An 18672-nucleotide genomic window follows, 5' to 3' on the forward strand; every position below is an offset into this window, starting at 1 on the left:
GGCGGCCCACAGCTCAGAACTTCATCGTCGCTGACAAGCCGTAGCTGCGCCCCAGAGCGCTGTAGGTATCAGTGAACGTGTTGTAGACGCCCGGATTGGTCATGCCCGTTGGCGGCGCCTTGTTGGTGAGGTTGTCGACGCCGGCATTGACCGTCAGGCCCTTGATCGGTGTCGCGACCGAGACGTTGAGATCGAACGTGTCATACGCCGGGATCGAGCCGCTGCTACCAACCGCGCTGTCGCGCACCTTGCCGATGCGCCGCCAGCCAACTTGCGCGGTGTTCTCGCCCAGGGTCCAACCCAGCGACAGGCGGTGGCGATAGTCAGGCATCACCAGCGAGACCGCGTCCGACGAACAGCGGAAGCCGTAGGTGCCCTTGCAGTCCACCGGGTCCAGAACCGGGTTGCGCTGGATGGTGTAACTGCTCATCACCGAGGCTTGGTACTGCACGACTGCGCGCTGGCCGCTGAGGCCGAAGGGGTTGGCCTGGCGGTAGCTGAAGTCGATATCAAACCCGCTTTGTTTGATAAGGGCCAGGTTGCGGTCGACGGGGAAGCCGTCCTTGATGCGGCCGGTCGCCGGATCGCGCGTGACGGCGGCGCACAGCGGGTTGTCGGCGCGCGGGTCGGTGATGTAGCAGCTGGTCAGCGCGTCGATCGGCTGCACTTGGCCGACCGCGTCCTTGATCTCGATGGTGTAGTAGTCCACCGACAACGACAGCCCGGCCAATGCCGCCGGCTGCACCACGAAGCCCAGTGTCTGCGACTTGCCCTTTTCGGCCCGGATGTCCGGGTTGCCGCCGAAGAAATAGCCGCCGGTCAGGGTGGCCGCGTTCAGCGAGTCATACGAGCCCACCGGCGCGGCATTGAAGCGCGCGCACTGCGCAGCGTTGCCGGTGCCCAGCGCGCAGGGGTCGCCTTGGTAGCGTGGGCGCAGCCGTGCCACGCTGACTAAGCTGGAAAAGGGGATCGAGCTGATCGCGCCGGCGAACTCGCCGAAGTTGGGGTCGCGGATGGTCGATTGATCGGTGGCGCGAACGCGCAGTGAGTTGTTCAGGGACCACGATAAGCCGACTTTGCCGGTGTCGTACCGCGTAGACGGGCCTTGCGACTTGTCGTAGTTCGAACGCCGCGCTGCGCCTTCGAGCACCAGCCGTTCGACAAAGGGCAGCTTGGCCAGCAGTGGCACTTGCAGTTCGGCATAGACCTCGTTGGCTTTGATCGTCGGTGGCACCGGCGTGCTGACCAGCGATGCCGGCCTGAACGACTGGTTGATGCCGGGGTCGGTGATGTAGGTGCCGGTCTCGCGCCGCTGCTCGGCGCCGACCGCAAAAGCGACAGCACCAGCAGGCAGCGAGAACAGCTCGCGGCTGTCGCCACTGACCGTGGCGGCCATCACGCGCTGTGTGCGCTTGCGGCTGCCCAGGCTAAAGGGCTGCGCCAGCGAAGACAAGTCCGCGCTGGTGCTGAAGAGATTCACGGTGTTGACCAGACCGGCAAAGCGCGAGGCCACGCCGTCGCCGTTGATTGTGATGTCTTCTTTGGTCGAGCCACTCTGGACGTAGATCTCCCAGTCGATGGCCGAAGTGATGGCGCCGCGCAAGCCGACCTGCGCTTGCTGCGTATTGCGGTCGTTGGCCGCAGTCAGAACCCCGAGCTCCCCGAGCGAGCGTTCGATATTGACGCTGGCCACACCGTTGACAAAGGTTATAAGCGGCTGCGCCTCGGCGGGGATGAAGGTGTTCGTTTGATTGATGTTGTAGCGCGCGTTGACTACCGGCGGGTTCTGACCGTTGGTTGGCGCACCGGTGGTTTTGACCTGCGAGAACATGAAGCGGCCGAAAAGTTGCACGCTGTCCAGGATGTCGTAGCGGAAAAAGCTGGAGGCGTTGAGCCGCTCCAGCGGGCTGACCAGGGTGTACTGCGGCGTGTAGTTGCTGGTCTGTGGTGTGGTCGTGAAGGCGCCGGCGTCGGTGATCGAAAAGCGCTGGCCACTGACCACGTCGGTGTAATTGCCGCCGCGGGGCGCTACCAGTGTTGGGTTGACCAAGGCCCAGTTGCGCTCGCCAGCCAGCAGCTGGTCGCGTTTTGTGTATTCGACGTAGCCCACGACGCTGCCACGTTCGCCCAGGTTCAGGCCACCGGTGAGGTTGACGCTGCTCTGCTGCCCGCCACCGCTGCTGCCGCGGTAGCTGGCCTGGGCTTGCAGGCCATCAAAACGCGTCTTCATGATGAAGTTGACGACACCCGCCACCGCGTCCGCGCCATAGACGGCAGCGGCACCACCGGTCAGCACATCGACGCGCTGGATCAGCGTCGCCGGAATGGCGTTCACGTCGACCGCGTTGCGAAAGCTGAAAGGCACCGCGCGGGTGCCATTGATCAGCACCAGCGTGCGGTTCTGGCCCAGGTTGCGCAGGTCCAGCGTTTGCGCGCCAAAGGCGTCGCCGTTGACTCCGGCGGAAGAGCTTTGAAGGCCACCGGCCAATTGGGGCAGCTTGGAAGAGAAGTCTTCAACGGAGGCCGCGCGCAGCAAGCCGATCTGCTCGGCGCTGGTCTGTGAGACCGGGCTGGTGGACGTGATCGCCAGCGACTTGATGCGCGTGCCGGTGATCTCGATACGGGCAGCTTCTGCCTCAGGGGGCGCGGGTGCGTTCTGCGCCAGCGCGACCTGACAGGCCAACCCAAGGGCCGTCAAAGCAAAGCCGCGCTTTGGCATGGCGCAGAAACGACGGGAAGTTTGAAGTGCGAGGGGCTTCATGGTTCGACCGGTTCCTTGTTGGATGTGAGGAAATTTGGTGACAAGCCGCCTGGTCCGCCATCGGCCATCTGGTTCGCGACACCAAAACAATACCAATGAGTACATTGGTATGCAATCTCGCTTTCCCCAGTACGGCGCGTGTCCTCGTCTGACCTTCAGCTTGACGCGAGCTCAGCCACGAAGTCGTAGGTATCGCCGCGGTACACCGAAATCGTCATCTCGATCGCACGCCCGTCACGGCCGAAACCCACTCGCTCGACGCGCAGACCCGCGGAGTCGGGCTCCGTGCGAAGCCGTTGGGCCTGTTCGTCGTCGAGCAGAACCGCACTCAGCCGCTGAAGTGCGCGCACCGGCCGACCCACGGTCTGGTCCAACGCGTCGTACAACGAGTCCACGACCGCGTGTTCGGACGGCAGCGCGGCGCCCACCACGGTGGCCATCTCGATCGCCATCGGGCGCCCGTCGGCGAAGCGCAGTCGCTCAAAACGGTACACCGGGCTGCCAGGGCCGAGGCCCAGCTTCAAAGCCTCCTCGGATCGCACCGCACCCCCGCTGCGGCGCAACCATTCGCTCGACGGCTCGAACCCGCGTGAGCGCATGTCCTCCGAGAACGAGGTCAGCTTGGCAAAGTGCTTGTCTATGTGAGCGGGCGGGGCAACGAAGTTGCCCGCACCGCGCCGACTGACCAGCAGACCCTCCGTCGACAAAGCGTCCAGCGCCTTGCGCACCGTGATGCGTGAGATCGCCAGACCGGCAGCGAGTTGTCGTTCCGACGGCAGCGCATCCTCCGGGCCAAGCCAGCCTTCGGAGATGGCACGCTGCAGCGCTCTCTGCAATTGCAGGTACAGGGGCTGGCTGCTGTTCGCGTCAATCGCGCCCAGGCGCTGAATGAGGTCATCCATAGTGAGTCCAGAGCTTCAAGGCGAGCGGTTCCGTGTGGGCCGACGTTGTGGAAATAGTACCACACCATGACCAGTACCAGGTCGAAAGCAAAACTGCGCCCCACTGAGCGAACCCCTCGCAGGATTGCTCTGCTACTGGCAAAAACTGGGCTTCGCTGGTACTATCCAGATATGACCAATACAGAAAGCCTTGCTGGTGCCCACCCGGAACTCGACTCGTACGACGCGCTCCGGCTCGTGCGTGCTCTAGCCGCCGATCATCAAGGCGCCGTTGATGCGGTCCTGGGCGCCGCATCCACCGTCGCCCGTGCCGTGGAAGATGCGCTGCCGCGACTGGGTCGTGGTGGCCGCCTGATCTATGCCGGGGCTGGGACTTCAGGACGCTTGGCGCTTCTCGACGCCGTCGAACTCGGGCCCACGTTCTCATGGCCAGCCGAGCGCAGATTGGCATGCATGGCTGGCGGCGCGGCGGCGTTCCACGACGCGGTCGAGAACGCCGAGGACAACTGCGAGGCTGGGGAGAACGACATGCGCGCGCTGTCGATCAGCACCAACGACGTCGCGATCTTGGTGGCGGCGTCAGGCCGTACACCCTACGCCTTGGGCGCACTGGCTCAGGCGCGCGGGGCTGGCGCTCTGACCGTTGGTCTGGCCAACAACGCCGACACGCCGCTGCTTCGCGACGCCGACATTGCCATTTGCCTGCCTACTGGGCCGGAAGTCGTGGCCGGTAGCACGCGTCTGAAGGCGGGTACCGCTCAAAAGATCGCCCTCAACACGCTGTCTACAGCGCTCATGGTGCGCCTGCGCAAGACGCATGGGCACTTGATGGTGGACCTGCAGGTCACCAATGCCAAGTTGCGCGAGCGCGCCGTCGTGCTGGTGAGCACCCTTGTGGGCTGCGATCCAGCCGTCGCTCGCCAGACGCTGGCCCGCTGTGAATGGCGCGTGAAGGCAGCGGTGCTCGTTCTGCGTCGCGGCCTCGGGCCCGAAGCCTCGCAAGCTCTGCTCGACGCCTGTGGCGGCTGGCTTCGGCAGGCGCTCGATGCGCCTCTGCAAGCCCCTGTGCATCAAGCACCGAGCGGGGCGCCCAGGTGAGCGAACTCCCTGACTGGACCTGGAGAGCAAGTCCCGACCGACGAATTGGCCTTGCCATCTCTTTGGAACTGTCCAGCGATGCGATGTGATGCGTCAGAACCGTCGACTGTGATCGCAATCGACGGCGGTGGCACCACCACGCGCGTGCGCCTGTACAGCACCGAGGGTGTCGCCCTGGGCGAGGGCCGGGCCGGGCCCTCGGGCTTGTCCTTGGGCGTTGGCCAGGCATGGCATCAGATCGAGCATGCCTTGGTGCAGGCGCTTCAGCAGGCCGGGTTGGACAGCGCGGCACTCTGCCGAATGCCCGTGTCCGCGTCTTTGGCCGGCGCCAGCAGCGAGGCTCGCGTGCGCGAGTTCATCGCGTGCGGTTCTGCTTACTCCGAGGTTCGAGTGCACTCCGATGTCTTGGCTGCGCACATCGGGGCATTCGATGGCGGGCCGGGAGTGGTCTTGGTGGCCGGTACTGGCAGTGTTGCGCTGATGCGCAGCCGGGACGGATCCACGCGCCATGCTGGTGGCTGGGGCTTTCCGGACGGCGACGAAGGTGGTGGAGCCTGGCTCGGCATGCAGGCGATCAACGCGACCGAACGGGCCCTGGACGGGCGGGCGCCGACTGGCCCGCTCGTCGAGCAAGTCGGCAGGGCCCTGGCTGGGCAGATCGGCGCCGATAGCGGCCCAGCGGACATGTCAGCAGTCGTCCGACAGTGGCGCCAACAGTCGAGCCAGACCACCTACGCGGCGCTTGCGCCCTTGGTGTTCGATGCGGAGAAGCAGGACCCCGCAGCGGCAGACTTGATTGATCGAGCAGCGGCCGAACTGCGCCGCCTTGTGCTTGCCGTCGACCCGCGGGAGCACCTCGACCTGGTGCTTGTGGGCAGTGTCGGCCGCCGCCTGTTGGCCGCGCGCCCGGGTGCTGTGAGTGGGCGGATCGCCAGTCCCGTTGCTGACGCGCTGGGTGGCGCCTTTCGACTTTGGCGCGAGGCGGCCGCCAACCGGCGCGCTGAGAACCCATGATGGTGCCGGATCGAACCAGTGGCGCTCTGTCATCCCTGGTACTCACGCCGGGTGGTTGGGTGCGGGGTGAACTGCGGTGGCACGCAGGCCGGATCGAAGGGGTTTGGGGTGAGCCCGTCGACGACATGGCGTCTGACGGCGCCGAAGTTGTGCTGCCCGGCTTCGTGGACTTGCATGTCCACGGAGGCGGCGGCGCCGACGCGATGGACGGCGGCACGGCCATGGCTACGGTGGCCGCCACCCATGCGAAGTTCGGCACCACGTCGTTGCTGGCGACAACTCTGACCGCCCCGCCCGTCGAGCTGGTACGCGCCCTGACTGATCTTGCGCCCCTGGTCCTGCGGCGTCCAGCGGGCACTGCGCGGGTGCTCGGCGTGCATCTCGAAGGCCCGTTCATCAACCCCGGTCGGCTCGGCGCGCAGCCGCCGTTCACGCGCGAGGGCGACGTGAACGAAGTGCAACGCCTGCACGCCATCGCCCCCATCCGCGTCGTCACGCTTGCGCCGGAGGGCGCGCGCGACCTCGCGATGGTGGCGTCGCTCGTTGCGATGGGCATGCGCGTGCAGATTGGGCACAGCAACGCGACTTTCGAAGACGTCGAACGCGCGATGGCCGCAGGGGTGGGCGGATTCACACACTTGTTCAACGCGATGAGCCCCTTGCACCACCGCGGCCCCGGCGTTGTGGGCGCAGCGCTGGCACTGGCGCAGCATGCGGAGATCATTCCCGACCTGGTGCATGTTCACCCTGGCGCCATTCGAGTGGCCCTCCGCGCGATTCCCGGCGTGTACGCCGTTTCCGACGCCACCGCCGGTGCCGGCATGCCCGATGGCAATTACCGCCTGGGCCCACAGACGGTTTGCAAGTGCCTGGGCGCGATGCGCCTGGCCGATGGCACGCTTGCTGGCAGCGCGCTGACCATGGACCAGGCCTTGCGAAACCTGCTCACGGTCGGGCTGTCGCTGCGCGAGGCTTCGGCGCGGCTGGCGACCATTCCGGCGGGGTATCTCGGGCTGCCCGACCGGGGCGTGATTGCGCCCAGCGCATCGGCCGATCTGGTTGTGCTCGATGCGGCGCGTCGCGTTCGCCGCGTCATCGTCGAAGGAGAAGACATTGCTGTCCCAAATGAGGCTTGAAGCCCTGGAGATTCCGGCTGCCATGGACCGGCTGCTGAAGGCCGACGCGTCGCCGTACGAGCAATTGGCGCAGTCCTTTCGTGCCGCGCGGCCAAGTCAGTGGTTGACCGTCGCGCGCGGCAGCTCGGACCATGCGGCGTCGCACCTGGCATTTCTGGCGATGGTGCGGCTTGGGCTGCCTGTCGCATCGGTGCCGTTGTCGGTATTCACGCAGCATCATGCAAAGTGGACTCTGAGCGCGGCGTGGGCAGTGGCGCTGTCGCAGTCCGGTCGCAGCCCGGACCTCATACAAACACTGGGTGCGCTGCGCCGAGGCGGTGCGCGCGCCCTGGCGCTGGTCAATGACGAAAGCTCGCCCCTTGCCGCTGCTGCCGAGTGGGTTTTGCCTTTGCGCGCCGGACACGAACGCTCGGTTGCCGCGACCAAGAGCTTTGTCGCCCAACTGGTTTGCGGTGTGCGCCTGGTGGCAACCCTCTCGGCCGACACCGTGCTGTCTGGCGCGCTCGCTGAGCTGCCAACCGCACTCGAACGTGCGCAGAGCTGCGATTGGACGGCCGTGATCCCGCACTTGCAAAGCAGGGGCCGCGCCGGTGGCCTCTACGTCCTGGGCCGCGGCACCGGTCTGGCGCTCGCGCACGAGATTGCACTGAAGTTCAAGGAGGTCTGCGGACTGCAAGCCGAAGCTCATTCGGCGGCCGAGGTTCGCCACGGTCCGATGGCGCTGGTAGAGCTTGGCTACCCGGTGCTCGTCCTTGCGCCGCGCGGTCCGGCGCAGGCTGGACTGTTCGAGCTGGCTGCCGACTTGCGCCAGCGCGGGGCCTGCGTGATGTTGGTGGCACCTGCGACAAGCGCAGGATCTGCAGGTGCGGTGGCATGCGAACTGCCGCTCGAGGTTGGCGCGCACGACGTGTTGGACACCTTGACTCTGGCGCAGAGCGCCTACTTGATGATCGAGGCGCTGGCCCGCGCGCGCGGCCTCGACCCTGACCAGCCGCAACACTTGAGCAAGGTCACATGCACGCTCTGAGCACACCCACTCCACCCGAGCGGCTGGTTGAGCAGCCGTCAACGGAGACCGTGGATCTGGGGATCGTAGAAGGCTACTTCGGCCGGCCTTGGTCATGGGCCGAGCGGGAGGCGACGATGGTGTTCCTCGCCGGTGCAGGCTATCGATTCTTTCTCTATGCACCCAAAGCCGATGTCCATTTGCGCCGCCGCTGGCGCGAACCCCACCCGGATGCCGAGCTTTCGGCCCTGAGGCGCTTCGCCGAAAGCTGCCACGCCCACGGCGTACGTTTCGGCGTTGGCTTGAGCCCGTTCGAGGCCTGGCGCGACTTTGGATCTGAGACCCGGCAGGCCTTGGCCTCGCGGCTGCGCGAACTCGACGCGCTCGGACTTGATCTGCTGGCGCTGCTCTTCGACGACATGCGGGGTGACAGCCCTGAGCTGGCGGTGCGCCAAGCCGAGATGGTTGGTTTCGCAGCGGCGCACACGCATGCAACCCAAGTGTGGATGTGCCCGACCTACTACGCCGACGCCCCTGTGCTCGACCTCGTCTTCGGCGCTCGCCCGGCCAACTACCTGGCCACGCTTGGCCGCCGACTCGACCCTGCGATTGGGGTGTTCTGGACTGGCGAGGAGGTTTGTTCCCGAGAATTCAGTCGATCGCACCTGGAGCGCATTGCCAGCGAGCTTCGCCGCCGTCCTGTGCTGTGGGACAACTACCCTGTCAATGATGGGGAGCGTATGTCACGCCACTTGCACTTGCGCGGCTTCACCGGGCGCAACGTACTGGCCGCCGATCTCATCGCTGCACACGCCATCAATCCGGCACTCCAACCCGTACTGACGCGTGTGCCTGCGCTCACGCTGGCCGCACAGCGACGCCTGGGGCCCCGATACAGCTATGGTGAGGCCACCCGCGAAGCCCTGGTCCAGGTCCTCGGCGAACGGCTGGGCCACCGGGTCGCTGAAGACCTGTTGGCCTTGCAGGATGTTGGTCTCGATCGCCTCGGCGGACGCAGGGCAGCACTGCGCGAACGGTATGCGGCGCAGTCGCACCCCGGCGCACGCGAAATCACCAACTGGCTCGACGGCACCTACGCTATGGGTGCTGAAGAGGTGCAAACGCAGTAGCGGGCGCCGAGCCAGACTCAAGCGAGCCTTCTCTTAGGATCGCCCCCAAAACTTTGGCCGGTATTGCAACCGGCCGCTGACGGAGACGAGAATGAAGTTTGGCATTGATCGCCTACTTGAAGACCAGAACCTGCTCGCGCTTCTGAAAGGCCGCCGCATCGGTCTTGTGGCGCATCCAGCCAGTGTCACCCTCGACCTGACCCACTCGCTTGATGCGCTGATCTCGGCCGGTCTGCGTGTGACGGCTGCGTTTGGACCGCAGCATGGATTGCGTGGCGACAAACAAGACAACATGGTCGAGAGCACCGACTTTTCCGATCCGGTGCACGGTATACCTGTCTTCAGTTTGTACGGGGAGGTTCGGCGGCCAAGCTTGCAGATGATGGATACGGTCGATCACCTGTTGGTGGACTTGCAGGATGTGGGTTGCCGCATCTATACCTTCATCACCACACTGCTCTACCTGCTGGAGGAAGCGGCACGCTACGGCAAGACGGTGTGGGTGCTCGATCGCCCAAACCCCGCGGGTCGCCCTGTAGAAGGTTTGACCTTGCGACCGGGCTGGGAAAGTTTTGTCGGTGCAGCACCTATGCCCATGCGACATGGGATGACGCTGGGTGAGATGGGGAACTGGTTTATCGAGCACTTTGGTCTCGATGTTGACTATCGCGTCATCGAAATCGAAAACTGGCAGTTCGATCAGGGACCTGGTTTCGGTTGGCCGCTTGGCGAACGTGTCTGGATCAACCCGAGCCCAAATGCGCAGAATCTGCCGATGGCGCGCGCCTATGCCGGAACGGTGATGTTGGAGGGCTGCACGCTCTCAGAGGGCAGAGGGACAACTCGGCCATTAGAGCTCTTCGGGGCTCCGGACATCCCTGCACGCTCGCTGCTACTGGAGATGCGTCGCCTGGCGCCCCAGTGGCTGGAGGGCTGCTATTTGCGCGAGTGCTGGTTCGAGCCCACATTCCAAAAGCATGCGCATAAGCTCTGCCACGGCGTGCAGATCCATCCAGAAGGCCCTCCTTACTGCCACGCAGCATTCCGACCGTGGAGGCTGCAGGCCTTGGCGTTCAAGGCGCTTCGCCGCCTTGAGCCGGGTTACCCGCTTTGGCGCGACTTTCCGTACGAGTACGCATTCGGCAAGCTGGCCATTGACGTGATTAACGGCTCGCCGCTCCTGCGGGAATGGGTCGACGAAGCAGCCGGCGAACCGGGCGACCTTGAGCAGTTGGCTGTGAACGACGAAAGTGCGTGGCTCGAGGAGCGACGGGCCCATCTCTTGTATGGGTGAGCGCCTCCGTGCGCATGCGCGTGTTCCATCATGCCAACTAGTGTAGTGTTGCGTTCTGTTTGGAACTTAAGCGCGCATTGGCCCGAATTACCTTCTGCAGGATGTCGGCGGCGCTCTTGGTCCAGATGAACGGCTTTGGCTTGGTGTTGTGATGGGCGACGTGCTTTTCAATGGCAGTGATCAACTCGGGCACGCTCGTGAACACGCCACGGCGCAGCCGATTGACTGTGATGTCCCGGAAGAATCGCTCCACCATGTTCAGCCACGACGCTGAGGTCGGCGTGAAATGCATGTTGAAGCGTGGGCGCTTGGCCAGCCATTCCTGCACCGCAGGGTGCTTGTGCGTGGCGTAGTTGTCGGCGATCAAGTGCAGCGTTTTGTCCTTGGGCGTTTCACGATCGATCTTGCGCAGGAACTTCAGCCACTCTGCGTGCACCTCGGCCCCAGACCGCAGTCAGGAGCCCATAACGCAAAGCCCCGCGTGGTGCGGGGCTCTGGGCGGCTTCGAAGCCTGCTGAGCAGGTTCGAAGGTCTTGTAGTGGCGGAGAGGGAGGGATTCGAACCCTCGGTACGGGAGGACCCGTACGCCGGATTTCGAATCCGGTGCATTCGACCACTCTGCCACCTCTCCGGTCATGCGTGGTCTGGCCTTGCGCGAAGCTTGGGATTCTATGCGGAACCCATGCGCGCTCCGGCGGCCGTTCACCCGTTCAGGCGCTCAGCAGGGCGGTTCCGCCCAGGTAGGGCCGAAGCGCAGCCGGCACGTGCACGCTGCCATCGGCCCGCTGGTGGTTCTCGAGCACGGCCACCAGCGCGCGGCCCACGGCCAAGCCGCTGCCGTTGAGGGTGTGCACGAACTCGGTCTTGCCGGCCGGGCTCCTGAAGCGCGCCTGCATGCGGCGCGCCTGGAACGCGCCCATGCTGCTGCACGAGCTGATCTCGCGGTAGGTGTTCTGCGCCGGCAGCCAGACTTCGAGGTCGAAGGTCTTCACCGAGCCGAATCCCATGTCGCCGGCACACAGCAGCACCACGCGGTAAGGCAGCTCCAAGGCCTGCAGCACGGCCTCGGCGTGGCCCACCATCTCGTCGAGTGCGGCAAGGCTGTGCTCGGGTGTGGTGATCTGCACCATCTCGACCTTGTCGAACTGGTGCTGGCGGATCATGCCGCGCGTGTCGCGCCCGGCCGAGCCGGCTTCCGAGCGAAAGCAGGGCGTGTGGGCGGTCAGGCGCACCGGCAGTTGCTCGGGCGCGATGATCTTCTCGGCCACCGTGTTGGTGAGCGTGACCTCCGAGGTGGGGATCAGGTACCACTTGGCGCCGGCCGCCTCGCCGTCACCCGAGACGACGTGGAACAGGTCGTGCTCGAACTTGGGCAGCTGGCCTGTGCCGCGCATGGCTGCGGCGTTCACCATGTAGGGCGTGTGGCACTCGGTGTAGCCGTGGCGCTGGGTGTGCAGGTCGAGCATCAGCTGCGCCAGCGCCCGGTGCAGCCGCGCCGCCGGGCCGCGCAGGAAGCCAAAGCGCGAGCCCGCCAGCTGGGCGCCGGTCTCGAAGTCCAGCCCCAAGGGCGCACCCAGATCGACGTGGTCGCGCGGCACGAAGTCAAAGACCGGCGGCACGCCCCAGCGGCGCTGTTCGACGTTGCCGGTCTCGTCAGCGCCTTCGGGCACGCTGGCGTCGGGCAGGTTGGGCACGCTCATCAGCATCTGCTGCAGTTCGGCCTGCACCTGCTCCAGCCGCTCGGCCCCGGCCTGCATCGCGTCGCCGATGCCGCCCACTTCGGCCATCAGCGCGGCGGCGTCCTCGCCGCGGCCCTTCATCTGGCCGATCTGCTTGCTCAGGGCATTGCGGCGCGCCTGCTGCTGCTCGGTGGCGGTCTGGATCAGCTTGCGCTCGGCCTCGAGCGCGCGGAAGCGCTCGACATCGAGGAAGGGCTGCGGGTTGCGGCGGCGCTGCAGTTGCGCGACGACGGCGTCGAGGTCGCGGCGGAGAAGGTTGATGTCGAGCATGGCGGGCTCCTGAAGTCGTTTCCTGATGCGAAGACGGCGCCTCTTCCGGGCGCCGTCGTCTTCGTGATGGGGCGGGCGAAGGCGGCGGCGGTCAGGATCGGGATGATCCGGATGCCGCGCCCACCACCAGGCCGGCCTCGGCCATGCTGCGGTCACCCAGGCCGCGGGGCAGCGGGAAACGCACGTTCTCGACCACGCCGTCCATGCGCCGCACGCTGGTGGCGCCCAGCTCGCGCAGCCGCGCGATCACGGCCTGCACCAGCACGTCGGGCGCCGAGGCGCCGGCCGTCAGGCCCACGCGCTGGCGGCCCTCGAACCACTCGGACTGCAGCGCCTGCGCGCCCTCGACCATGTGCGCCTCGGTGCCCAGCCGCTCGGCCAGCTCGCGCAGCCGGTTGCTGTTGCTGCTGGTGGGGCTGCCCACCACGATGACCACGTCAACCGCCGGCGCCATCACCTTGACGGCGTCCTGGCGGTTCTGCGTGGCGTAGCAGATGTCCTGCTGCTTGGGCTCGCGCACGTGCGGGAACACGCGCTTCACTTCGGCCAGGATCTCGGCGGCGTCGTCCACCGACAGGGTGGTCTGCGTCACGACCGCGAGCTTGTCCTTGCGCGGCTGCACCTGCGCCACGTCGGCGGCCTCCTCGACGAGGTAGATGCCGTCGCTGAGCTGGCCCATGGTGCCTTCGACCTCGGGGTGCCCCTTGTGCCCGATCATGATGAACTCGTAGCCTTCCTTGGCCAGCTTGGCCACCTCGACGTGCACCTTGGTGACGAGCGGGCAGGTGGCGTCGAAGACCTGGAAGCCGCGCCGCGCGGCCTCGGCGCGCACGGCCTTTGGAACGCCGTGGGCGCTGAACACCAGCGTCGCGCCCGGCGGCACGTCGGCGAGGTCTTCGATGAAGATGGCACCTTTGGCGCGCAGGTTGTCCACCACGTAGGTGTTGTGCACGATCTCGTGGCGCACGTAGATCGGCGCGCCGTACTTGTGCAATGCGCGCTCGACGATCTCGATGGCGCGGTCGACGCCGGCGCAGAAGCCGCGCGGCTCGGCCAGGAAGATCTCGCTGAGGGTGGTGTCTTCAGCCATGGCTACAGCACCCCCAGCAGCTTGACGTCGAAGCGCACGGCCTGGCCGGCCAGCGGATGGTTGAAGTCGAACAGCAACCAGCCCTCGCCGACCTCGCGCACCACGCCGGCGTAGCGGCCCTGGCCCTCGGGCGTCGGGAACTCCACCACGTCACCCACGGCGTACTCGGTGTCGCGCTCGCCCAGTTCATGCAGCAGCGACAGCCTCACGCGCTGCAAAAGCTCAGGGTTGCGTTCGCCGAAAGCGGCGCCGGGCGGCAGCTCGATGCGCGCCTCGGCGCCCTCTTCCAGACCCAGCAGACACTGCTCGATGGCCGGCGCGAGCTGGCCCGTGCCGAGCGACAGCGTGGCGGGCTTGTCGGCAAAGGTGTCCACCACCGCGCCGCCGTCAGGGCCAGCAAGGCGGTAGTGCAGCGTCAGGAACGAACCGGGCTGGACACGCGGGGTTTCAGGGTTCGGCACGGCGGCGTCGGTGGGCACTCGGGGGCGCCCGTCAGAGGGCACTTTCGGGGAGGTCGTCTGGGGCGAAGTCCCTTGCGTAGACTGCCGGACGATTCTAAGTCGCCCCATGAAGCATCTGCCCACCGACCAGCGCCCGCGCGAGAAGCTGCTGGCCCGCGGCCCTGCCGCGCTGGCCGACGCCGAACTGCTGGCGCTGCTGCTGCGCACCGGCACCGCCGGCGCCGGGGTGCTCACCGTCGCGCAGCAGGTGATCGATCGCTGCGATGGCTTTGCCGGCCTGCTCCAGCCCGAGGCCCGTGCCTCGCTGGCCGGCGTGCGCGGTTTGGGTCCAGCCAAGCAGGCCGAACTGCTGGCGGTGGCCGAGATCGCGCGCCGCGCCGTCGCGCAGCCGCTGCGCGAGCGCCCGGTGTTCGACAACCCGCAGCGCGTGAAGGACTACCTTGCGCTGCAGCTCGACGGCCATGGCCAAGAGCACTTCGGCGTGATGTTCCTCGACGCCCAGCACCGGCTCATCCGCTTCGACATCCTGTTCAGCGGCACGCTCTCACAAACCAGCGTCTACCCGCGCGAGGTGGTGCGGATGGCGCTGCGCCACAACGCCGCGGCCGTGGTGCTGGCGCACAACCACCCCAGCGGAGTGGCCGAGCCCTCGCGGGCCGACGAGTTCCTCACCCAGAGCCTGACGAGCGCGCTCAAGCTCGTGGACGTGCGCGTGCTCGACCACATCGTCGTTGGCCGCGGGCAGACCGTGTCGCTGGCCGAACGCGGGCTGCTGTGAGCCCGCGCGCCCGCTCCTTGGCCGACCTGGCCGGCCTGCGCGACGCGCTCGCCGAGCGCCTTCGCCAGCAGCGCGAGGCCGCCGCCACGGCGCTGGCGGCACAGCGCGCGGCCGAACGTACCCGCCGGCTGTTTGCTGATGCCGTCGGGCCCGTGACGCCGCTGCCGCCACACGGCCTGGCGGGCTCGGCGCTGCAGGCGGAACGCCCCGAGCCGCTGCCGCGCCAGCGCGAGGCCGACGAGCGGCGCGCGCTGGCCGAGGCGATGTCCGACGAGGTCGATATCGAGAGCCTGCTGCTCACCGACGATGGCCTGAGCTTCCGCCGCGAGGGCGTGGGCCAGGAGGTCGTCAACTGGCTGCGCCGCGGCCGCTGGGCCATCCAGGGCGAGCTGGATCTGCACGGGCTGCGCCGGGACGAGGCGCGCGATGCGCTGTCGCTGTTCCTGCGCGACAGCCGCCAACGAGGCCGGCGTTGTCTGCGCGTGGTGCACGGCAAGGGCCACGGCTCGCCCGGCCGCCTGCCCGTGCTCAAGGTCAAGGTGCAGCGCTGGCTGTGCCAGAGCGCCGAGGTCTTGGCGTTCACGCAGGCCAGCGCGCCGCAAGGTGGGGCGGGTGCGCTGATCGTGCTGCTGAAGGGCTGACGCCACGGTCGGGCCGGCCTTGGCAGCCGGTTCGCCGGGGGCACCGCTCAAGGCGCAACCAGACGCTGCGCCACCTGCAGCAGCGCCAGCGCCGGCGGCGTGCCGGGCAGCAGCTCCAGCAGCAGCTGGCGCCGCAACACGGCCTCGCGCACGGCGGGATCGGCCGGCACTTCCCCGACCAGGTCGAGACGCACCGGGCTGTCCAGCGTGGGGTTGACGTACCGGTCCACCACCTGCTGCAGCTGCTGACGCACGGCGCGGGCCTCGCCGCCGCGGCGCACCTGGTTGACGAGCAGGCGGATCTGCCGCCTCCCCTGCGTGGTGGCCAGCACCTTGATGGTGGCGTAGGCGTCGGTCAGCGACGTCGGCTCGGGCGTGGCCACCACCAGCACCTGGCCCGCGAGGCTGACGGTGTAGAGCACGACCTCGGAGATGCCGGCGCCGGTGTCCAGCAGCACATGATCGAAGCGCGGCGCGACTTCGTCGATCACCTGCTGCAGCTTCTCGCGCACCTCCGGCGTCATGCGCGAGTACTCGACCATGCCCGAGCCCGCCAGCAGCACATGAAAGCCGCCGGGCGCCGGCAACACGGCCTGCGGGAGCGAGGCCTTGCCGGTGAACACGTCGTGCAAGGTGATCTTCGGGAACAGGTTCAGCACCACGTCCAGATTGGCAAGGCCAAGGTCGGCGTCGAGCACCAGCACCCTGCGACCATGTCGCGCCAACGCGGCAGCAAGGTTGGCCGTCAAGAAAGTCTTGCCGACGCCGCCCTTTCCGCTGGTGACAGCCATGATGTGGGACCCGGGCGCGGGAAGGGCCGCGGGTGGAGAAGCGCTGGTCATTCGTGGTCCTGGATCTGGAAGCTGTCGAACAACAAGCGCTTCTCTTCGTTGCTGACGACCGACATCGCCGAGGGCTCCAACTGCACCAGGTTGCGGCCTTGTGCCTTGGCCCCGTAGAGCTGCTGGTCGGCGCGCTCCTTCCATAGGGCCGGCGTCGATCGCACCCACTGCGGCGCGAAGGCGCCGCCGATGCTGATGGTGACCGACAGCTCTTGGTTCGAAGGCTGCAGCAGGATGGGCATGCGCTCCACGCGCCGCCGGATGCGCTCGGCCACGGTGGTGCCGAAGGTGCTGGCGCAGTTGGGCAGGATGATTGCGAACTCCTCGCCGCCCACACGAGCCACCAGGTCCATCGGCCGCACGCTGTCCATCAGTGCCGAAGCGACGACGCCGATCACCTGGTCGCCGGCGCCGTGGCCGTGGGTGTCATTGACGCGCTTGAAGTGGTCGATGTCCAGCGCCAGGAGCAGCGCCGGCTCGCCGCTGCGCGCCACGCGGTCGACCTCCCGCTCCAGCGCCATCTCGAAGGCGCGGCGGTTGGCCAGGCCGGTCAGCGCATCGCGGCTGGACAGCTCCACCAACCGGTCGATCATGGCCTGCTGCCAGGTAACCGATGCGGGGTCGCCCGTGGGCGGCACCTGCCCGGCGTGCGCCAGCAACTGCAGCGCCTGCTCGAAGCGGAGCGCCGGCGGGGCGGCTGCTGCGGGGTGGCGGGGTTTGGACAAGGCCCGGCGGGCGGCGATGGCAGCCCGTCAATGCATCGAAGGCGGTCAGTCTAGCAGCGCGCCCCGGGCGACGGCCCGTCCAATTGGGCCCGACAGGCATGCCAATTCGGCCCACCGCAGTCGCGGGCCCGTGGCCACACTGGCGAGGTGACACAAGCCCTCCCGCCCACCTTCGCGCCGGCCCCGTCGTTGCCGTCGGACGCGGAGTACCCGCTGACCCCCGCCGACTTCGAGCGCATCCGCAAACTCATCCACGTGCGCGCAGGCATCAGCCTGCATGCCGGCAAGCAGGCCATGGTCTACAGCCGGCTCTCACGTCGGCTGCGAGAGACACGGCACACCTCATTCGCCAGCTACCTGGAACTTCTTGAGCGCGGCAGCAGCGAGTCCGAGTGGCAAGAGTTCGTCAACTGCCTGACCACCAACCTGACCGCTTTCTTCCGGGAGGAACACCACTTCCTCGCGCTGGTGGACGACCTGCGCGCACTGGCCGGCCGCAATGGCGGGCCTCTGCGCATCTGGTGCAACGCGGCCAGCACCGGCGAGGAGCCGTACTCGCTGGCAATGACGGTGGTCGAGACCATGGGGATCTCGGCACAGGCACGCCTGGTGTGCAGTGACATCGACACCAAGGTGCTGACCGCGGCGCAGCGCGGGGTCTACCCGGCCGATGCGCGCGGGCTCAGCCCCGAGCGACTGAGGCGGCATTTCCTGCGGGGCACCGGCGCCAACGCCGGCAGCATCCGGGTCAAGCCCGAGCTGACCCGGTTGATCGAGTTCAGGCCCTTCAACCTGATGAGCCCGAGCTGGGCGGCCCTGGGCGACGCCTTCGACATCGTCTTCTGCCGCAACGTGATGATCTATTTCGACGCACCGACGCAGCGCAAGGTGCTGGAGCACATCCATGGCGTGACGCGGCCGGGCGCACTGCTCTACGTGGGCCACTCCGAGAACTTCACGGAGTCTCGGGATCTCTTCCGGCTCCGTGGCAAGACCATCTACGAGCGGGTCTGACACGCCCGGGGCCGCGCGCTCAAGGCGCCGGCGTCGACGGCCGATATGACTTCCGGAGCACTCATGCACGCCGCCTCACGTCCCACCTTACCTCACCCTGGCGTCCCGCCGTCGCAGGCCGCGTCCCAGAGCCGCCTGGAGCGCCTGAAGGCGCAAGTTCGCAAGCCCGGGCAGGCCAGCTTCTTTTTCTGGGACGCGCACTTCAGGAACGATGCCGTCAAGGTGCTGCCTGGGGAGTTTTTCGTTCACGACGAGGACATGCTGGTGATGACGACACTGGGCTCGTGCATCGCCGCCTGCCTGTGGGATCGCGACAAGCGCGTCGGCGGCATGAATCACTTCCTGCTGCCGGATGCCGGCGCGGCAGGGGTCGGCGGCGCTGACGGCGGCCGCTACGGAAGCTATGCGATGGATCTCTTGATTGGCGAGTTGGTCAAGCGCGGCGCCACGCGCTCATCGATGGAGGCCAAGGTCTTCGGAGGCGGCGCGGTGGTCAGCGGCATGAACAGCATCAACGTCGGCGAGCGCAACACAGCCTTCGTGCTGGACTATCTGCGCACGGAGCGCATCACGGTCGTGAGCAAGGACGTCATGGACATCTATCCGCGCAAGGTGTGCTTCCTGCCGGCCAGCGGCAAGGCCATGGTCAAGCGCCTGGCCAGCGCCAACACCGAGGCGCTGGCGGCTCAGGAACGCGCCGCCGCGCAACGCGCCGCGCCAACGGCCAGTGCCGGCGGCAGCGTTGATCTGTTCTGAACCCGCTTTCGGAGT

The 18672-nt window shown here is 67.1% G+C and carries 17 protein-coding genes, 1 tRNA gene and 1 pseudogene; 10 read left to right on the forward strand and 9 right to left on the reverse strand.

Annotation, left to right across the window (positions count from 1 at the left end; genetic code table 11):
• Positions 1–13 precede the first annotated feature (13 nt).
• Together KA711_00330 and KA711_00335 are read right to left on the reverse strand one after the other, a co-directional pair.
• Positions 14–2761, reverse strand: coding sequence for a TonB-dependent receptor (locus KA711_00330; GenBank protein ID MCM0607434.1), 2748 nt, complete (start codon positions 2759–2761; stop codon positions 14–16).
• Between the two features lie 155 nt (positions 2762–2916).
• On the reverse strand, positions 2917–3663 hold the full coding sequence (locus KA711_00335; protein MCM0607435.1) for a GntR family transcriptional regulator: 747 nt from the start codon (positions 3661–3663) through the stop codon (positions 2917–2919).
• A gap of 171 nt (positions 3664–3834) precedes the next feature.
• Here KA711_00335 and KA711_00340 point away from each other — a divergent pair, with 171 nt between their 5' ends.
• The 6 genes from KA711_00340 to KA711_00365 all read left to right on the forward strand — a co-directional run bounded on the left by KA711_00340 (position 3835) and on the right by KA711_00365 (position 10341).
• On the forward strand, positions 3835–4761 hold the full coding sequence (locus KA711_00340) for an N-acetylmuramic acid 6-phosphate etherase (protein MCM0607436.1): 927 nt from the start codon (positions 3835–3837) through the stop codon (positions 4759–4761).
• Between the two features lie 108 nt (positions 4762–4869).
• Positions 4870–5775 carry an ATPase gene (locus KA711_00345; GenBank protein MCM0607437.1) on the forward strand — a complete coding sequence of 302 codons (906 nt, stop codon included), beginning with the start codon at positions 4870–4872 and terminating at the stop codon, positions 5773–5775.
• A complete protein-coding gene (nagA, locus tag KA711_00350; GenBank protein ID MCM0607438.1) occupies positions 5775–6911 on the forward strand; it encodes an N-acetylglucosamine-6-phosphate deacetylase in 1137 nt (378 codons plus the stop codon). Before KA711_00345 ends, nagA begins: the two co-directional genes overlap by 1 nt.
• Positions 6889–7938 carry an SIS domain-containing protein gene (locus KA711_00355; protein ID MCM0607439.1) on the forward strand — a complete coding sequence of 350 codons (1050 nt, stop codon included), beginning with the start codon at positions 6889–6891 and terminating at the stop codon, positions 7936–7938. The genes nagA and KA711_00355 overlap by 23 nt, the downstream gene beginning before the upstream one ends.
• On the forward strand, positions 7926–9047 hold the full coding sequence (locus KA711_00360) for a beta-N-acetylglucosaminidase domain-containing protein (protein MCM0607440.1): 1122 nt from the start codon (positions 7926–7928) through the stop codon (positions 9045–9047). The genes KA711_00355 and KA711_00360 overlap by 13 nt, the downstream gene beginning before the upstream one ends.
• A gap of 91 nt (positions 9048–9138) precedes the next feature.
• Entirely contained in the window at positions 9139–10341 is a 1203-nt protein-coding gene (locus KA711_00365) for a DUF1343 domain-containing protein (protein MCM0607441.1), read from the forward strand.
• A gap of 37 nt (positions 10342–10378) precedes the next feature.
• On the opposite strand, the pseudogene KA711_00370 reads toward KA711_00365, so the two are convergent.
• The 5 genes and pseudogenes from KA711_00370 to KA711_00390 form a co-directional block, all read right to left on the reverse strand.
• Positions 10379–10774, reverse strand: a pseudogene (locus KA711_00370) (transposase).
• Between the two features lie 106 nt (positions 10775–10880).
• Positions 10881–10972, reverse strand: a tRNA-Ser gene (locus KA711_00375).
• A 79-nt stretch (positions 10973–11051) separates the two neighbouring features.
• Complete coding sequence (serS, locus tag KA711_00380; protein MCM0607442.1) at positions 11052–12350, reverse strand: serine--tRNA ligase; 1299 nt, start codon at positions 12348–12350, stop codon at positions 11052–11054.
• A 91-nt stretch (positions 12351–12441) separates the two neighbouring features.
• Complete coding sequence (gene ispH / locus KA711_00385) at positions 12442–13440, reverse strand: 4-hydroxy-3-methylbut-2-enyl diphosphate reductase (GenBank protein MCM0607443.1); 999 nt, start codon at positions 13438–13440, stop codon at positions 12442–12444.
• A gap of 2 nt (positions 13441–13442) precedes the next feature.
• The gene (locus KA711_00390; protein ID MCM0607444.1) at positions 13443–14009 is read right to left on the reverse strand and encodes a peptidylprolyl isomerase; all 567 of its coding nucleotides are present in this window, start codon (positions 14007–14009) and stop codon (positions 13443–13445) included.
• Here KA711_00390 and radC point away from each other — a divergent pair.
• Both radC and KA711_00400 read left to right on the forward strand, forming a co-directional pair.
• Positions 14008–14679 (forward strand): DNA repair protein RadC, encoded by a 672-nt coding sequence (radC, locus tag KA711_00395; GenBank protein ID MCM0607445.1) that lies wholly within the window; start codon positions 14008–14010, stop codon positions 14677–14679. The two genes, KA711_00390 and radC, sit on opposite strands and share 2 nt — an antisense overlap.
• Complete coding sequence (locus KA711_00400; protein ID MCM0607446.1) at positions 14676–15320, forward strand: Smr/MutS family protein; 645 nt, start codon at positions 14676–14678, stop codon at positions 15318–15320. Before radC ends, KA711_00400 begins: the two co-directional genes overlap by 4 nt.
• A gap of 47 nt (positions 15321–15367) precedes the next feature.
• On the opposite strand, the gene KA711_00405 is transcribed toward KA711_00400, so the two are convergent.
• Entirely contained in the window at positions 15368–16162 is a 795-nt protein-coding gene (locus KA711_00405; GenBank protein ID MCM0607447.1) for a MinD/ParA family protein, read from the reverse strand.
• Positions 16159–16755: a GGDEF domain-containing protein gene (locus tag KA711_00410; GenBank protein ID MCM0607448.1), complete on the reverse strand. Its 597-nt coding sequence runs from the start codon at positions 16753–16755 to the stop codon at positions 16159–16161. The genes KA711_00405 and KA711_00410 overlap by 4 nt, the downstream gene beginning before the upstream one ends.
• A gap of 279 nt (positions 16756–17034) precedes the next feature.
• Between KA711_00410 and KA711_00415 the strand changes: the two genes are divergently transcribed.
• Both KA711_00415 and cheD read left to right on the forward strand, forming a co-directional pair.
• Complete coding sequence (locus KA711_00415; GenBank protein MCM0607449.1) at positions 17035–17901, forward strand: chemotaxis protein CheR; 867 nt, start codon at positions 17035–17037, stop codon at positions 17899–17901.
• 45 nt (positions 17902–17946) lie between these two features.
• Complete coding sequence (cheD, locus tag KA711_00420) at positions 17947–18657, forward strand: chemoreceptor glutamine deamidase CheD (protein MCM0607450.1); 711 nt, start codon at positions 17947–17949, stop codon at positions 18655–18657.
• Positions 18658–18672: the final 15 nt, after the last annotated feature.

This window comes from Ideonella sp. WA131b (assembly GCA_023657425.1).
Classification (GTDB): domain Bacteria; phylum Pseudomonadota; class Gammaproteobacteria; order Burkholderiales; family Burkholderiaceae_C; genus Rubrivivax.

Excerpts from the sequence above, each read along its gene's own strand:
- KA711_00335 (MCM0607435.1), bottom strand. The coding sequence starts at position 3,663 with ATGGATGACCTCATTCAGCGCCTGGGCGCGATTGACGCGAACAGCAGC.
- ispH (MCM0607443.1), bottom strand. The coding sequence starts at position 13,440 with ATGGCTGAAGACACCACCCTCAGCGAGATCTTCCTGGCCGAGCCGCGC.
- serS (MCM0607442.1), bottom strand. The coding sequence starts at position 12,350 with ATGCTCGACATCAACCTTCTCCGCCGCGACCTCGACGCCGTCGTCGCG.
- KA711_00405 (MCM0607447.1), bottom strand. The coding sequence starts at position 16,162 with ATGACCAGCGCTTCTCCACCCGCGGCCCTTCCCGCGCCCGGGTCCCAC.
- nagA (MCM0607438.1), top strand. The coding sequence starts at position 5,775 with ATGGTGCCGGATCGAACCAGTGGCGCTCTGTCATCCCTGGTACTCACG.
- cheD (MCM0607450.1), top strand. The coding sequence starts at position 17,947 with ATGACTTCCGGAGCACTCATGCACGCCGCCTCACGTCCCACCTTACCT.
- KA711_00410 (MCM0607448.1), bottom strand. The coding sequence starts at position 16,755 with ATGATCGACCGGTTGGTGGAGCTGTCCAGCCGCGATGCGCTGACCGGC.
- KA711_00365 (MCM0607441.1), top strand. The coding sequence starts at position 9,139 with ATGAAGTTTGGCATTGATCGCCTACTTGAAGACCAGAACCTGCTCGCG.
- KA711_00340 (MCM0607436.1), top strand. The coding sequence starts at position 3,835 with ATGACCAATACAGAAAGCCTTGCTGGTGCCCACCCGGAACTCGACTCG.
- KA711_00390 (MCM0607444.1), bottom strand. The coding sequence starts at position 14,009 with ATGGGGCGACTTAGAATCGTCCGGCAGTCTACGCAAGGGACTTCGCCC.
- radC (MCM0607445.1), top strand. The coding sequence starts at position 14,008 with ATGAAGCATCTGCCCACCGACCAGCGCCCGCGCGAGAAGCTGCTGGCC.
- KA711_00330 (MCM0607434.1), bottom strand. The coding sequence starts at position 2,761 with ATGAAGCCCCTCGCACTTCAAACTTCCCGTCGTTTCTGCGCCATGCCA.
- KA711_00360 (MCM0607440.1), top strand. The coding sequence starts at position 7,926 with ATGCACGCTCTGAGCACACCCACTCCACCCGAGCGGCTGGTTGAGCAG.